The 14,288-nt window shown below is 62.4% G+C and carries 12 protein-coding genes; 2 read left to right on the top strand and 10 right to left on the bottom strand.

Translation table 11 applies throughout. The features are described 5' to 3' along the window. Nucleotides 1-135 precede the first annotated feature (135 nt). Nucleotides 136-1,029 carry a helix-turn-helix domain-containing protein gene (locus tag ABH945_RS21215; RefSeq protein ID WP_429251811.1) on the top strand — a complete coding sequence of 298 codons (894 nt, stop codon included), beginning with the start codon at nt 136-138 and terminating at the stop codon, nt 1,027-1,029. A 6-nt stretch (nt 1,030-1,035) separates the two neighbouring features. Here the strand turns inward: ABH945_RS21215 and ABH945_RS21210 are convergent, their stop codons facing one another. From ABH945_RS21210 to ABH945_RS21195, 4 genes are all read right to left on the bottom strand, one after another. After that, a complete protein-coding gene (locus tag ABH945_RS21210) occupies nt 1,036-4,056 on the bottom strand; it encodes an FAD-binding and (Fe-S)-binding domain-containing protein (RefSeq protein WP_429251810.1) in 3,021 nt (1,006 codons plus the stop codon). Nucleotides 4,057-4,102: 46 nt separating this feature from the next. Continuing rightward, complete coding sequence (locus tag ABH945_RS21205; protein ID WP_429251809.1) at nt 4,103-4,852, bottom strand: 2-keto-4-pentenoate hydratase; 750 nt, start codon at nt 4,850-4,852, stop codon at nt 4,103-4,105. 39 nt (nt 4,853-4,891) lie between these two features. Further along, on the bottom strand, nt 4,892-6,178 hold the full coding sequence (locus ABH945_RS21200; protein ID WP_074770945.1) for an MFS transporter: 1,287 nt from the start codon (nt 6,176-6,178) through the stop codon (nt 4,892-4,894). 263 nt (nt 6,179-6,441) lie between these two features. Further along, nucleotides 6,442-7,662: a pyridoxal-phosphate-dependent aminotransferase family protein gene (locus tag ABH945_RS21195; RefSeq protein ID WP_429251808.1), complete on the bottom strand. Its 1,221-nt coding sequence runs from the start codon at nt 7,660-7,662 to the stop codon at nt 6,442-6,444. 162 nt (nt 7,663-7,824) lie between these two features. Here ABH945_RS21195 and ABH945_RS21190 point away from each other — a divergent pair, with 162 nt between their 5' ends. Next, nucleotides 7,825-8,550: a GntR family transcriptional regulator gene (locus ABH945_RS21190; RefSeq protein WP_429251807.1), complete on the top strand. Its 726-nt coding sequence runs from the start codon at nt 7,825-7,827 to the stop codon at nt 8,548-8,550. Nucleotides 8,551-9,001: 451 nt separating this feature from the next. Here the strand turns inward: ABH945_RS21190 and ABH945_RS21185 are convergent, their stop codons facing one another. The 6 genes from ABH945_RS21185 to ABH945_RS21160 form a co-directional block, all read right to left on the bottom strand. Next, nucleotides 9,002-10,342 (bottom strand): MFS transporter, encoded by a 1,341-nt coding sequence (locus ABH945_RS21185; protein WP_429251806.1) that lies wholly within the window; start codon nt 10,340-10,342, stop codon nt 9,002-9,004. 78 nt (nt 10,343-10,420) lie between these two features. Beyond that, a complete protein-coding gene (locus ABH945_RS21180) occupies nt 10,421-11,371 on the bottom strand; it encodes a hydroxymethylglutaryl-CoA lyase (RefSeq protein ID WP_429251805.1) in 951 nt (316 codons plus the stop codon). Further along, nucleotides 11,368-12,561: a CaiB/BaiF CoA transferase family protein gene (locus ABH945_RS21175; protein WP_429251804.1), complete on the bottom strand. Its 1,194-nt coding sequence runs from the start codon at nt 12,559-12,561 to the stop codon at nt 11,368-11,370. Before ABH945_RS21175 ends, ABH945_RS21180 begins: the two co-directional genes overlap by 4 nt. Before the next feature lie 128 nt (nt 12,562-12,689). Further along, nucleotides 12,690-13,640 (bottom strand): LysR family transcriptional regulator, encoded by a 951-nt coding sequence (locus tag ABH945_RS21170; RefSeq protein ID WP_429251803.1) that lies wholly within the window; start codon nt 13,638-13,640, stop codon nt 12,690-12,692. Between the two features lie 21 nt (nt 13,641-13,661). Further along, nucleotides 13,662-13,970 carry a type II toxin-antitoxin system RelE/ParE family toxin gene (locus tag ABH945_RS21165; RefSeq protein ID WP_074770938.1) on the bottom strand — a complete coding sequence of 103 codons (309 nt, stop codon included), beginning with the start codon at nt 13,968-13,970 and terminating at the stop codon, nt 13,662-13,664. Next, a complete protein-coding gene (locus ABH945_RS21160) occupies nt 13,967-14,254 on the bottom strand; it encodes a YlcI/YnfO family protein (protein ID WP_074770937.1) in 288 nt (95 codons plus the stop codon). Before ABH945_RS21160 ends, ABH945_RS21165 begins: the two co-directional genes overlap by 4 nt. Nucleotides 14,255-14,288 lie beyond the last annotated feature (34 nt).

Raw genomic sequence — 14,288 nt, 5'->3', positions numbered from 1 at the left:
GCCGCACTTGTCCAGGATTGCGCACTTTTTCGCCGTGACGAGCGGGGTCTTCAGGCACCCCGTATACTTGCGACATTCGAGCCACCCAACGTTGCTTCCCCGTTTTCCGTGAACGCCACTCCGCCCGTCCCCGCGATGTTGAACCCTACCGAAACGCCGTTCGGCCTTCAGTCGGTCTGTCACACGCTGGGCAGCGCCGACGCGCAGTTGCACCGCTTCGCGTGGCTCGGCGACCGGCTCGCCATCGCGCAGTGGACGCGCGATACCGAGGAAGCCGAAACCATCTACGAGCGCCCTGGCCATCACACGCTGTCGTGCTATCTGGATGGCGGCTATCGCACCGAGCGTCAGAAAATGCCGGGCCATTATGGCGCGCCGTCGCGGTTGTGCGCGCTGCCGGGCGAGCACGAATCGCGCTGGTGGGTGCGCGGCCACATGCATTTCATGCATCTGTACTTTCTGCCCGAGCACTTCACGCAGCGTGCGGTTCAGGAACTCGACCAGGAGCCGCGCGAACTGACGCTCGCCGACCGCACGTATTTCGAAGATCCGCGTATCGCCAGCTTGTGCCAGTCATTGGTGAACGAAGACTGGGAGACGCCTGACGGCCTGCTGCGCACCAACGAAACCGCGCACGACGTGCTGAGTCTGCTGCTGCGCGCGCAAGGCGTGCGTCGCACCGACACGTCGTTCAAGGGCGGCTTGTCGGTCGCGACGCGGCGGCGTCTGCGGGACTATATCGACAGCCATCTGTCGCAAACGCTCACGCTCGGCGAGCTTGCCGGCGTCGCGTCGCTGTCGGAGTTTCATCTTGCGCGGATGTTCCGCGCGTCGTTCGGATTGCCGCCCGCTGCGTGGATCGCGCAACAGCGGATCGAACGCGCTCGCACGTTGTTGCGCACCACGTTGATGCCGCTCGCGCAGGTCGCCGAGCAATGCGGCTATGCGAACGCCAGCCACTTCAGCCATCGCTTCCGCGAGAATGTCGGCGTCGCGCCGACTGCTTACCGGCAGGTTCTCGGCGTTTAAGCGCCGTTATTGCAGCGCCATCGCCAGCACGCGCGCGATGTGAATCGCTTCGACACCCGCGCCGTCGTGAATCTGATGGCGGCAACTCGTGCCGTCGGCAACCATCAGCGTGTCGCCGTCCATCTCGCGCACGGCGGGCAGTAGCGACAACTCGGCCATGGCCCGCGAAGTCGCGTAATGCTCGGCTTCGTAACCGAAACTGCCGGCCATTCCGCAACACGACGATTCCACCGTCGATACCTTCAACTCAGGAATCCACTTCAGCACGGTCTGGACAGGCGTGAACGCGTCGAACGCCTTCTGATGACAGTGACCATGAACCAGCGCCTGCTGCTTGCTCAGCGGCTTCAGCGCGAGCGTCAGACGCCCCGCCTTTTCCTCGCGCACCAGAAACTCTTCGAATAGAAACGCGTGCTGCGAAAGCCGCTGCGCTTCGTCGCCGAAACCGTAATGCAGAAACTCGTCGCGTAGCGACAGCAGGCACGACGGTTCCAGCCCGACAACCGGCACGCCACGCTCCACGTACGGCCTGAACAGATCGAGCATGCGCCGCGCTTCCTGCTTCGCCTGATCGACCAGACCGGCCGCGAGGAACGTGCGCCCGCAGCACACCGGACGCTCGCCCTGGCGCATGTTGAAATGCACCGTGTATCCGGCGGCTTCGAGCACCTGCTGCGCGGCGCGCGCGTTATCGGGTTCCATGTGATTGTTGAACGTATCGACGAACAGCAGCACTTCTTTTAAAGCGCCATCTCGCGGATTCTTTAGCTTCGCCGCGTTTGACAAAAACGACTTGGTAAAGCGCGGCAAACTCCGCTCAGGCGCGAAACCTACCGAACGCTTGAACCACGCCGACAACACCGGCACGTTGTCCGCCAACGCCATCAGCGCGGGCACACGGCTCGCGGTAGCGGCATAACGAGGCATGAACGCGACCAGCCTGTCACGCAGACTCAAACCCTGCACCTTCACACGCGCCGCCCGCGCTTCGATCTTGAACTTCGCCATGTCGACGCCGGTCGGGCAATCGCGCTTGCAGCCCTTGCACGATACGCAGAGATCGAGCGTGTCTTTCACGTCATCGCTGGCGAGTCCTGCCTCGCCGAGTTGACCCGAAATCGCGAGACGCAACGTGTTCGCGCGCCCACGCGTGACGTGCTGTTCGTCCTTCGTCACGCGATAACTCGGGCACATCGTGCCGGCGTCGAACTTGCGGCAATGGCCGTTGTTATTGCACATCTCAACAGCCTTCGCGAGACCGCCGGACAGATCGTTACCGCTCCCCGGTTGTGTCTCGGCGCCAGTCAGCGGATCGCGTTCCACATTCCACGCCGACCAGTCGAGCGCCGTTTCGATCCGGCGTTCCTGATAGCCCGGCGGAAAACGGAAATTGCGCGCATCGTCCATTTTCGGCGGACGCACGATCTTGTCGGGATTGAAGCGGTTATCCGGATCGAACAGCGCCTTGATCTCGCTGAACGCCTGGTTCAGCCTGGGTCCGTATTGCCACGCGACCCATTCGCCGCGGCACAGGCCGTCGCCATGTTCGCCCGAATACGCGCCTTTGTATTCGCGCACGAGTGCCGCGGCTTCGTCGGCGATAGCGCGCATTTTGATCGCGCCGTCGCGGCGCATGTCGAGAATCGGCCGTACGTGCAGCGTGCCGACGCTTGCATGCGCGTACCACGTGCCCTCGGTGCCGTGCCGATGGAACACCTCGGTCAGGCGGCTCGTGTAATCGGCGAGATGCTCGAGCGGGACCGCGCAATCCTCGATGAAGGACACCGGCTTGCCGTCGCCCTTCATGCTCATCATGATGTTCAGCCCGGCTTTGCGGACCTCCCACAACGCCTTCTGTTCGCCCGCGTCCGGCATTTCGACGACCGAATCGGGCAGGCCGAGATCGGCCATCAATTCCGTCAGTTGTTTGAGCGACGCAAGCTGCGCATCGCGGTTCTCGCCCGCGAATTCGACCAGCAGAATCGCTTGCGGCTCGCCGACCAGCGCCTTTCCGATTACCGGACGAAACGCGGGGTTGCTCATCGCGAGATCGATCATCGTGCGATCGACCAGTTCCACCGCCACCGGCTTCAGTTTGACGATGTGCTGGGTCAACGCCATCGACTGCCGGAAGGTCGGAAAGTTGACCACGCCCAGCGTTTTATGCGCGGGCAGCGGCGCGAGCTTCAGCGTCAATTGACGGCTGAACGCGAGCGTCCCTTCCGAGCCGACCAGCAGATGCGCTAGATTCGCGTGGCCGTCGTCGGTATAAGCGCGCGGATTCTGGCAATCGAACAGGTCGATGTTGTAGCCCGCCACGCGGCGCAAAACCTTCGGCATGCGCTCGATGATTTCGTCGCGCTCACGCTGCGCGATTTGCGCAACGCCTGCGAATATCTGCTGCAAACGCTCGCCTAGCGGCGCGTCGCGCAACGACGCGAAATGCGCTTCGCTGCCGTCGGCGAGAATCGCGTCGATCGCGTCGACGTTGTGCACCATGTTGCCGTATTCGATCGAACGCGAACCGCACGAGTTATTGCCCGCCATGCCGCCGATCGTGCACTGCGCCGCCGTCGATACATCCACCGGAAACCACAGCCCGTGCGGCTTCAGCCACGCATTCAGATGATCCAGCACGACGCCCGGCTCGACCGTCACGGTGCGCGCGTCGGCATCGAAAGCGACGATGTTGTTCAGCCACTTGCTCGTGTCGATCATCAGCGCTTCGCCGACCGTCTGACCGCACTGGCTCGTCCCCGCGCCGCGCGCGAGCAGCGGCACCTTTTCGCTGCGAGCGATCTCCAGCGCGACGCGCAGATCGTCCTGATCGCGCGGCACCACGATGCCGACCGGCGTGATCTGATAGATCGACGCATCGGTCGAATAGCGGCCGCGACTGGCCGCGTCGAACAGCACGTCGCCGCGCAGCGATTTGCGCAGGTGCTGCGCGAGCGGACTCGTCAGACGCGCACTGGAAGGGACCAGATGGATCGGCTTGACGAGTAAAGCGGAGGTGGGGTTCGTCATATCGTCGCCCTTTGGAAAAGGCTGCGTGGCGTCAGGCAGCGCGCAGCTAGTACAGCGTGACGCTCACCGGCGCGAGTCCTTCGATGCGTCCGCTGGCGGTGCCCGCGTGGCGCGGGAAGAACATGCCGGTGTAGGAGCCGGCGGTGACGATCGTCTCCGGCGTCACCGCAATGCCACGCGATGTTGCGTGATTGACGAGCCACGTCAGCAAGCGGCGCGGGTCGCCGGCCGGATTCGCGGGCGTGGATTCGACCACGTCGTGTCCGTCGAAATTGAAACGCAACGACGGCGCGACGAACGGAAAGTCCTCGCGATACGGCGTGAATTCGCCGACGATCAACGCGCCGTGATTCTGCAAGTCCGCGAGTTGCGCGAGCTTGTCGACATCGGGCCACGCGGCATAGCGGCTGGCGACGACCTCGATGGTCGCGCCGATCCAGCCGATCGCCGCCTTCACTTCGTCTTCGCCATAAGGCGTGGTCGACGGCTCGAAACTGCGGTTGAAGCGGAACGCGATTTCCAGTTCGAGCCCGAGCGGCGCGAAGCCCTCGCGCGGCAGACGCGCGCCGTCGGGATGCAGGTCCACGTCGGGCAACGGTGCGCCCTGAATGGGACCGTCAGCGCTTTTCGCGCCAATCTTCCAGCCGCCGATTCCCGCGCCATTGAGGCTCAGGATCTCGTGCTGGATCGCGTACGCGGCACTGGCGTCGACGGGGGGTTGATCGGGCGAAAGCGCGTCGAGCGTGACGCGGTCGCGGCGTGCGTCGGCAAGCCGCTGGCTGAGTGATTGAGTCATGTATTCAGGAACGTTGATTGAAAGACGGTGCGTTGCTGCTCACGCGCGCAGACTGGTCGTGACGTGGGCGTTATCCGCCGGATCGAGCGCGAACTTGCTTTCGGGCTGCATGCGAAACGCGAGCACGACACCGACGCCCATCAGCAGCATGCTGCCGACAAACGGCAACTCCCAGTTGTTGAAGTAGTCGATCAGAAAGCCGCCTACCACCGGCGAAATGATCGCGGCGAGCGCCGAGCCGGTGTTCATCATGCCGCTCGCGGTGCCCGAGAATTCCGGCGCGATGTCCATCGGAATCGCCCACATCGGACCAATCGTCATTTCGGCGAAGAAGAAGCCCGACGCGAGACACGCCATCGACAGATAGAGGTTGTGCGTGAACATCAGCGGAATCAGCGAGAGCAGACAGAACAGCATGCAGATCGACACCATCCAGCTACGTGCGCGTTTGAGGCTGCCGGTGCGCTTAAAAATCCAGTCGGTGACGATGCCGCCGAGCGTATCGCCGATAACGCCGGCGAAGAACACGACCGAAGCGAAGATCGCCGACTTCTGCAATTGCAGATGATGACGATGCAGGAAGTACTGAGGAATCCAGCTGAGGAACAGCCACAGCGTCCAGCCGTAACAGAAGTACACGATCGTGACCGGCGCCATCCGGCGAAACAGCTTGCCCCAAGGCACGCCGGTGACTTTGGGCTTAGGCGTGGGCAGCACCGCGAGTTCTTCGGCGGTGATACGCGGGTGATCTTTCGGATGCTCGGTGAACGTCAGCGCCCACACCGCGACCCACACGAGACTCAGCACGCCGCAGATATAGAACGATTCGCGCCAGCCCCAGTTCGCCATCACCAGCACGATGACGGCGGGCGCGATTGCATTGCCCACACGCGACGCTGCATGCGTGATGCCCTGCGCGAAGCCGCGCTTCTCTTTTGCGACCCAGCGCGCCATCGCAGCCGTCGCGGCGGGAAACGTCGCGCCTTCGCCGAAACCGAGCAACAGACGCGCAGCCAGCAGCGACGTCAATCCGCCAGCAAATCCCGTCAGCAAGGTGGCGACACCCCAGATCGCGCCGCACAGCAACAGCGTGCGCCGCGCGCCGAAGCGGTCGCTGACCCAGCCGCCCATCACCTGAAAGATCAGATACGGATACGCGAAGGCCGAAAACACGAGGCCGATCTGCGTATGCGAAAGCTGGAATTCCTTGCCGAACCCAGCCGCCGCCGTGCTGACGTTGACGCGGTCGAGGTAGGTGATGAAGTACATGATGCAGAGCATCACTAGAACGATACTGGTCGCACTGGTCAAACGAAACCGCTTCATCGTCTCTCTCCATTGCATGTGGCGACGGCGCGCCGGAGGTGGCGTGCGACGTCCTCGCCCGTCAGCGGCACACGCTGTTTGCGGACGCATTGCATGTTGTTCGGGCCGCGTTCTTCGCGCGGCTTCGTGAGGGAAGCGTCTCCACTTCCCTGACTGCGAGTTGCTTCGAGCTGTTTGATGCGTGGTGCGTGATGCGAACTGATTGATGCGTTCTGCTTATCTCAGTTGTGGTCGATGCTTCAGAGGGATGCGTAGTGACTCGTTCAGGCGGCAGCTTTCAAACCCGATGCCTTGGTCGGCGCACTCAACCACTCCATAGCGGCAGGCAAGCCGCTTTCCTTTAGCGTGACACCCGCAAGCTTCAGGCCCATTTCGCAGCCCGCGAGCGTGGCCAGCAGCATCAGGTCGTTGCAGTCGCCGAGATGGCCGATGCGGAACATGCGGCCTTTCATCTTGCCGAGGCCCGTGCCGAGCGACATGTCGAAGCGTTCGTAGATGAGCTTGCGCACCGCGTCGGCATCGATGCCTTCGGGCATCATCACGCCGGTCAACACCGGGCTATACACGGACGGATCGGCGCACTGAATCTCCAGGCCCCACGCACGCACCGCACGGCGGGTGGCTTCGGCGAGACGCTCATGGCGCGCGAACACGTTGTCGAGTCCTTCGCCGAGAATCATGTCGAGCGCTTCGGACAAGCCGTAGAGCAGATTCGTGTTCGGCGTGTAAGGCCAGTACCCGGTCTTGTTCATCTCGACGATGTCAGTCCAGTCCCAGAAGCTACGCGGCAGTTTTGCGTGCTTGCTGGCGGCCAGCGCTTTCGGCGAGATCGCGTTGAAGCTGATGCCCGGCGGCAGCATCAAGCCCTTCTGCGAACCCGACACGGTGACGTCCACGCCCCACTCGTCGTGACGATAATCGGCGCAGGCAAGGCCAGAAATCGTGTCGACCAGCAGCAGCGCCGGGTGGCCCGCTGCATCGATCGCGCGACGCACGGCGGCGATATCCGACGTCACACCCGTGGATGTTTCGTTATGGACGACGCACACCCCCTTGATCGTGTGTTGCGTGTCGGCGCGCAGACGCTCTTCGATCATTTGCGGCTGAACGCCCTTCCGCCATCCTTCGATACCGGGCAAGCCGAGGAATTCAGGCTTCAGCCCGAGGCTCTCCGCCATCTTTTTCCACAGCGTCGCGAAGTGGCCGGTCTCGAACATCAGTACGTGATCGCCGGGGCTCAGCGTGTTGGACAGCGCCGCTTCCCATGCGCCCGTGCCCGACGCCGGATAGATCACCACCGGCTGTTGCGTCTTGAAGATTTTCTTGATGCCGTCGAGTACCTTCAGACCCAGTTCGCCGAACTCGGGGCCGCGATGGTCGATGGTCGGATAGCTCATCGCCCGGAGGATGCGGTCGGGCACCGGGCTCGGACCCGGAATCTGCAGAAAGTGACGGCCGGCGGGATGGAAATCTAGCTTGAGCATTGGGCTCCTCCGATTGAATTTTGCATTCAAAAAACTATATCAGACGAACTGTGACGCTCCCAAGGCGAAAAATGCGCGTTGATGGCGGTGTTTACCCGTGCTATTAACTAATCTGCAAGGTTCCGATAAAATCCGATCTCACGCGATGTTGAGGGCTTTTGTATGCAAAATTCGGATTTCAATGCGGGCTTAACGATTGTCCCGCTGATGCCGAAGGTCGAGCGCCAGCGCTTGCACGACACGGTGGTGGAGCACATTCGCCGCTTTATCGTCGAAGGCGCGCTGGAGCCTGGCAAGAAACTGAATGAGCGTGAGTTATGCGAGACGCTGGGCATTTCGCGCACGCCGTTACGTGAAGCGCTGAAAGTGCTGGCCGCCGAAGGGCTGATCGAGATTTCGCCGAACCGGGGCGCGTCGGTGTCGAAGATGTCGGAGGCGGAGTTGCGCGAGACCTTCGAATTGATGAGTGGTCTCGAAGCGTTTTCCGGCGAACTGGCCGCAGAACGAATGACTGCCGCAGAACTCGCCGAAATCAAGGCGCTGCATTACGCGATGCTCGCCTGCCGCACGCAGAACGATCTGCCTGGCTACTACAGCCGCAATCAGGCGATTCACGACAAGATCAACGAAGCGGCGAGAAACTCGGCGCTACGTCAAACATATATGGCGGTGAACCGGCGTTTGCAGGCTTTACGATTTCGCTCGAATTTCCAGACGCCGAAATGGGACAGCGCCATTCACGATCACGATGAAATGCTGAAGGCGCTCGAAGCGCGCGACGGCAGGAAACTCAGCGCGATTCTGCGGCAGCATCTGCTCGATAAGCGCGATGCGGTCTTGCAGGTTCAATCGCAGGAAGCGGCGGCGGGGTCGTCGTTGAAGACCTGATCGACGCGCGCCGCGAGGTAAAGACCTCGACGTTTTGTAGCGCGACGGCGAAAGCGGATCAAACGGCGGGAATTACGTTTGTCGTCAAGAAGACGTCGAGTTCGACGTCCTGATAGTCGCCTGTGCTGAAGGGAAAACTTGTCCACCTAAAATGTTGGCAAGCCTGTGGACAAGTTTCTCACAGCAGGGTTAAGTGGTTGATGTAGCGGGAATATCGGGTGGCGGCTTCGGAGTAGGCAGCGGGTGATGCGGCGAAGCCGGCCTCCTCTGAATCGCTGTTTAGCAAGGATGCCCTACGACCCGCGCCGCCCTCACCCTCCAGTTGTCCACACATTTTGTTGGCAAGCCTGTGGACAACTCGCGCACAGCACTACCAAGTAGTTGATACGACTGATCAATCTCACGCAGGTGCGGCCGGGAGCAGACTTGCGCCGCTCGAATCCCTGGCGGCTCACCCCACCCCATCCCGCCGACGCAGCGACTCCGGCATCCCGAACAACATAATCACCGCGCACACCACGCACATCGCGCCGATCACATACAACGCGGGCGTCGTGCTCCCCGTCAGATCCTTCACGCGACCCACCATGACCGGGCTGACAATGCCGCCGAGTTGTCCGAGCGTATTGATCAACGCGATGCCACCCGCCGCGCCTGCGCCCGTCAGCAGCTTCGGCGGCAGCGCCCAGAACGCCGGAATCGACGCCACCACGCCCGCACCCATGACCGCCAGCGCGACGACCAGCAAACCCGTCTGTTTGTCGAAGAACCCCGCCGCAAAGAAGCCGACCGCCGACATCACCAGCAAGCCGAACACGAACTTGCGCCGCTCGCCGCTCGCATCGGACAAACGCCCCACCACGACCATGCAGATCGCGCCGCACACATAAGGCACCGCGGTCAGCAATCCGATCACGGTCGGATTGTTCGTCCCCGCCACGCGAATCAGATGCGGCGCCCAGAAATTCAATCCATACGACGCCACCTGAATCAGGAAGTACACGAGCCCCAACGTGAGAAAGCCCGGCGTTCTGATCGCGCCCATCAACGAATGGCCGGTGTCGGCGTGACGGCTCTGCTGCGCTATTTGCCCCGCCAGAAAAGTCTTCTCCGCCGACGACAACCACGCCGCGTCTTCGATCCGGTCTTTCAGCAGTTTCAACACCAGAATCCCAAGCACGACGCAGGGCAATCCACCGAGCAGAAACAGCCAGTGCCAGCCCGGCATGCCGAGCACGCCGTTCATATGTCCGATCACGAGACCCGCGAGCGGCGCGCCGACCAGACCGGAGAAAGCGGACGCGAGAAACAGCATCGACGTGATGCGTCCGCGATAGCTCGGCGGAAACCACAACGTCAGGTAATACAGCACGCCGGGTGCGAAGCCCGCTTCCATGGCGCCGATCACGAAGCGCAATCCGTAGAACTGCCACTCGTTGCTGACGAACACCATCGCAGCCGTTGCGAGTCCCCACGAAATCATGATTCGCGCAATCCAGCGACGCGCGCCGACCTTGTACAGAAACAGGTTGCTTGGCACTTCGAACAGCACGTATCCGATCACGAACAGACTCGCGCCGAGACCATACGCGGTATCGGACAAACCGAGATCGCTCTGCAACTGGAACTTCGCGAAGCTGATGTTGATGCGGTCGAAGAACGCAAACAGATAGCAGATCATGATCAGCGGCATCAACCGCCACGCGACTTTGCGGATGATCGCCGCGGCATCGTCCACGCCGTATTCGCGGCGGCCACTCTTGTCACTCGCGACTGCGCTCAGGTCACTCATGCTTGTCTCCAATGCCGGATTCGGCGATGCCGTCCGGTCGTTTAATGGGGTTTATCGGATTGGACGGTGAGGCTCGTGTCAAATCTGCAAAACGTATTCAGGCACCGGATGCAGGTCGCAATTACGACCCGCCTTCGCCAGTTGTCCTGGCACGTCGTGGCCGAGCAAGGCGGGCAAAGTACGCGACAGCGCAATCACCTTTTGCAGATCGACCCCGGTGGCAATGCCCATCTCGTCGCACATATTCACCAGGTCTTCCGTGCAGATGTTGCCGGACGCCCCCGGCGCAAACGGACAGCCGCCGAGGCCGCCCAACGCGGCATCGAAGCGTCGCGCACCGGCTTCATACGCGGCCAGCACATTGGCGAGACCCAGACCGCGCGTGTTGTGAAAGTGCAGCGTGAGCGCACTCGCGGGAATCCGCTCGAGCACACGCGTGACGAGCCGCCTGACCTGACGTGGATTCGCCATGCCCGTCGTGTCGGCCAGCGTGATGCCCTCGATGCCCATCTCGCGATACGTATCGACGATGCCGATCACCCGGTCTTCGTCGATCGTGCCTTCGAACGGGCAACCGAACGCCGTCGCCACCGACGCGTTCAGCAACACGCCCGATCCTTTAACGTGCCGCACGATGTCGTCGAACGCGGCCAGCGACGACTCGCAACTCATGCGCATATTCGCGCGGTTGTGGGTCTGACTCGCGGACATCACCAGGTTCAGTTCATCGGCGCGCGCCGCGAGCGCGCGCTCGGCACCCTTCAGGTTCGGGATCAGCGCGACGTAGATCACGCCAGGTTGCCGTTTGATCTGCTGGAAAACGGATTCGCCGTCGCGTAACGCGGGGATCGCTTTCGGCGACACGAACGAGCCGGCTTCGATCCGCGTGAAGCCGAAGGTGGACAACGCGTCGATCAGCGCGATCTTGTCGGCGGTGTCGACCCAGGTGGGCTCGATCTGCAAGCCGTCGCGCGGCACGACTTCCTGCACGATCAGCCGGTCGGATTGCAAGTTGGTGGGGGCGCTCATTGCACGGCTCCTTCGCGGCGCAGCCGCTCGATATCTTCGTCGGCGAAGCCCAGTTCACTGAGCACGCTGCCCGTATGCTCGCCAAGCGACGGCCCTTGCCAGCGCACTTCGCCCGGTGTGTCCGAGAGCTTCGGCACGATGCCCGGCATCTTCACTTCCATGCCGCCCGGCAATTGCGCCGGCAGCAACATGTCGCGCGCCTGGTAGTGCGGATCGGCGACGATGTCCGCCACCGAATAGATGCGCCCCGCCGGCACTTCCGCGCGTTCGAGCGCGGCCAGCACATCGTCGGTCGCGTGGTGCGAGGTCCATGCGGTAATCGCCTGATCGAGCATCGCCGACTGTTTCGCGCGACCGTCGTTGCGCGCGAGGGCGGGATCGTCGGCGAGATCGGGGCGGCCGATCAGATGCATCAGCCGTTTGAAAATCGGATCGCTGTTGCCGGCAATCACGACGTAGCCGTCGTCTTCGGTGCGATACGTATTGGATGGCGCGATGCCCGGCAACGCGCCGCCGCTGCGTTCGCGCACGTGCCCGAGCAGGTCGTATTCGGGCACGAGGCTTTCCATCAGATTGAACACGCTCTCGACCAGCGACACGTCGACCACCTGGCCTTCGCCCTGTCCGGTCTTCACGCGCAGCAACGACATCAACGCGCCGATCACACCGTGCAGCGACGCGAGCGAGTCGCCGAGACTCACGCCGACGCGCGCCGGTGCGCCGTCCACTTCGCCGGTCGTGTAGCGGATGCCGCCCATCGCCTCGCCGATTGCGCCGAACCCTGGCCGGTCGCGATACGGTCCGGACTGGCCGTAACCGGAGATGCGGACCATCGTCAGTTTCGGATTGATCGCGTGCAGCACGTCCCAGCCGAGACCGAGCTTTTCGAGCGCGCCGGGGCGCAGATTTTCGATCACGACATCGGCGTCGGCGGCGAGCCGCTTGACGATATCGACACCCTCCGCCGACTTCAGATTCACGCAGACCGACTTCTTGTTGCGCGATTGCAGATACCACCAGAGCGAGGTGCCCTCATGCAGCTTGCGCCATTTGCGAAGGGGGTCGCCGGTTTCGGGGGCTTCGATCTTGATGACATCGGCGCCGAATTCGGCCATGAGGCGCGCGGCAAACGGCGCGGCGATGAGGGTTCCGATCTCGACGACACGGATACCCTGGAGCGGTCCACTCATGGTGCTGTCTCCTTCCCATATAAGTTTCGTATTGGGAGACAGCTTATGAGCCACGCGGCGGTGGCGTCCAACCGCAATTCGCCAACGACCGTTCGCGAATGACGAACGCTCGGCGGTTGGCGTTTGTTCTAGCCGGTCTTGACGGAGTCTGTGGACGCGGACGCTTCCAATGCCTCGACTGATCGCAGGTGATCGAACAGAAGGCGGCTTACCGGCGAGAGCGCGTCGACATCGCGCACGACCAGCACGAGGCTGCGTTCGGACCATTCGTCTTCGAGTGGAATGCCGATCAATCCGAGCGGATCGCCCATCAGTTGATAAACCTTCTGCGGCAATACGCCGACGCCCATGCCGGCCTGCACCATCCGGCAGACCGCATCGAACCCCGGCACGTGGATGCGCAAGCGCAGCGGCTTGCCCGCCTGACGCGCGGCCATATGCGTGCGCGCGTTGATCGAACTCGCGGCGTGCAGGCCGACATGATCGCCGTCGAGCGTCTCGGCGAAAGCCACACTGCTGCGCGCCGCCAGCGGATGATCGTCGCGCGTCACGAGCACCAGCGAGTCGTGCCGGTAATGCGTGACGTGCAGATCGTGCGTGTCGGCGTCGCCAGAACAGATGCCGAGATCGGCGAGGCTATCGTCGACGGCTTCGACCACGCCGCCGCTCGGGCGCTCTTCGAGATCGAGCTTCACGCGCTCGTGCTGCAACTGGAACGCGCGCAAATCTTCGGGGAGAAATTCGACGATCGCCGACAGATTGGCCATCATCCGCACATAACCGCGTACGCCGCTCGCATGTCCCGCCAGTTCGATGCCGATATTTTCGATGTCGCGCATCACGCGCCGCGCGTGATGCAGCAGCGTTTCGCCGGCCGGCGTCAGCGTCATGCCGCGCGCGTTGCGCTGGAACAGCGTGGCGCCGACCGCCTGCTCGAGTTCGAGCAGACGCTTGCTGGCAGCGGAAACGGCAATCGCCTCGCGCTCGGCGGCCCGCGTGAGCGTGCCTTCTTCGTAGACGGCGAGGAAAAGTTGCAGCGTGGTGAGGTCGAGTCTTCGGAGCAGGTTTTTGAGGACCATCGCGGAACGCCGGGAGTTCTGTCAGTGGTAATCATCCTCCAGCTGATGACGCACGGCTAGCACGGTGAGGGTTTGGCTGTTCTCGATTTCGAACAGCGCGACGTAACCGGACCGGCCGAACGGGATCAGTAGCTCACGCAGAAACGGGGCGTCTTGCTGCGCTTTGCGGCAAGTGAACGGCGACGTACGGAGCGTCGCGATACCGTCGCGGATTGATCGCAACGCACGCTCGGCGAGTGCGATATCCGTGTCGTCCCGTTCGATGATGAAGTCGTACAGTCGTTTAAGGTCAACTGCGGCAGTGCGGGTGAAACGAACTTGATACGTCATCGTTTCTTCTTGACTTTTGCGGCCTTGGCCTTCGCTTCCCCCAGCCGCTCTTCGAGTTCCGCAAGCAGATCATCAGCCTGCACGTAGTCGCCGCTTTGCTTCGCTTCCTCGCGCGATGCAAGTCCACGCGCGACAAACTCGCGTTGGTTCAAGCGCCGCGAAATGTTGTCGCGGATGGCCTGTTCGACGAAACTGGAAATGCTTTCGCCGTCCTGCAGGACTTCTTCAGCCGCAGCCCGTAGTTCCGGCTCGACCCGCACCGACGGAAAGTTAGCGCTTTTCATACTTCACTCCATGCATCGCATTTGCGATGCATTA

This window comes from Paraburkholderia sp. GAS333 (assembly GCF_050435665.1).
Taxonomy (GTDB): Bacteria; Pseudomonadota; Gammaproteobacteria; order Burkholderiales; family Burkholderiaceae; genus Paraburkholderia; species Paraburkholderia fungorum_A.
Note: the sequence above shows the minus strand (reverse complement) of the source record. Positions and strands in the feature narration are given on the sequence as shown.

Coding starts and splice junctions, on each gene's coding strand:
- ABH945_RS21160 (WP_074770937.1), bottom strand. CDS start 14,254: ATGAAAAGCGCTAACTTTCCGTCGGTGCGGGTCGAGCCGGAACTACGG.
- ABH945_RS21185 (WP_429251806.1), bottom strand. CDS start 10,342: ATGAGTGACCTGAGCGCAGTCGCGAGTGACAAGAGTGGCCGCCGCGAA.
- ABH945_RS21200 (WP_074770945.1), bottom strand. CDS start 6,178: ATGAAGCGGTTTCGTTTGACCAGTGCGACCAGTATCGTTCTAGTGATG.
- ABH945_RS21165 (WP_074770938.1), bottom strand. CDS start 13,970: ATGACGTATCAAGTTCGTTTCACCCGCACTGCCGCAGTTGACCTTAAA.
- ABH945_RS21215 (WP_429251811.1), top strand. CDS start 136: ATGTTGAACCCTACCGAAACGCCGTTCGGCCTTCAGTCGGTCTGTCAC.
- ABH945_RS21210 (WP_429251810.1), bottom strand. CDS start 4,056: ATGACGAACCCCACCTCCGCTTTACTCGTCAAGCCGATCCATCTGGTC.
- ABH945_RS21170 (WP_429251803.1), bottom strand. CDS start 13,640: ATGGTCCTCAAAAACCTGCTCCGAAGACTCGACCTCACCACGCTGCAA.
- ABH945_RS21190 (WP_429251807.1), top strand. CDS start 7,825: ATGCAAAATTCGGATTTCAATGCGGGCTTAACGATTGTCCCGCTGATG.
- ABH945_RS21205 (WP_429251809.1), bottom strand. CDS start 4,852: ATGACTCAATCACTCAGCCAGCGGCTTGCCGACGCACGCCGCGACCGC.
- ABH945_RS21195 (WP_429251808.1), bottom strand. CDS start 7,662: ATGCTCAAGCTAGATTTCCATCCCGCCGGCCGTCACTTTCTGCAGATT.
- ABH945_RS21180 (WP_429251805.1), bottom strand. CDS start 11,371: ATGAGCGCCCCCACCAACTTGCAATCCGACCGGCTGATCGTGCAGGAA.
- ABH945_RS21175 (WP_429251804.1), bottom strand. CDS start 12,561: ATGAGTGGACCGCTCCAGGGTATCCGTGTCGTCGAGATCGGAACCCTC.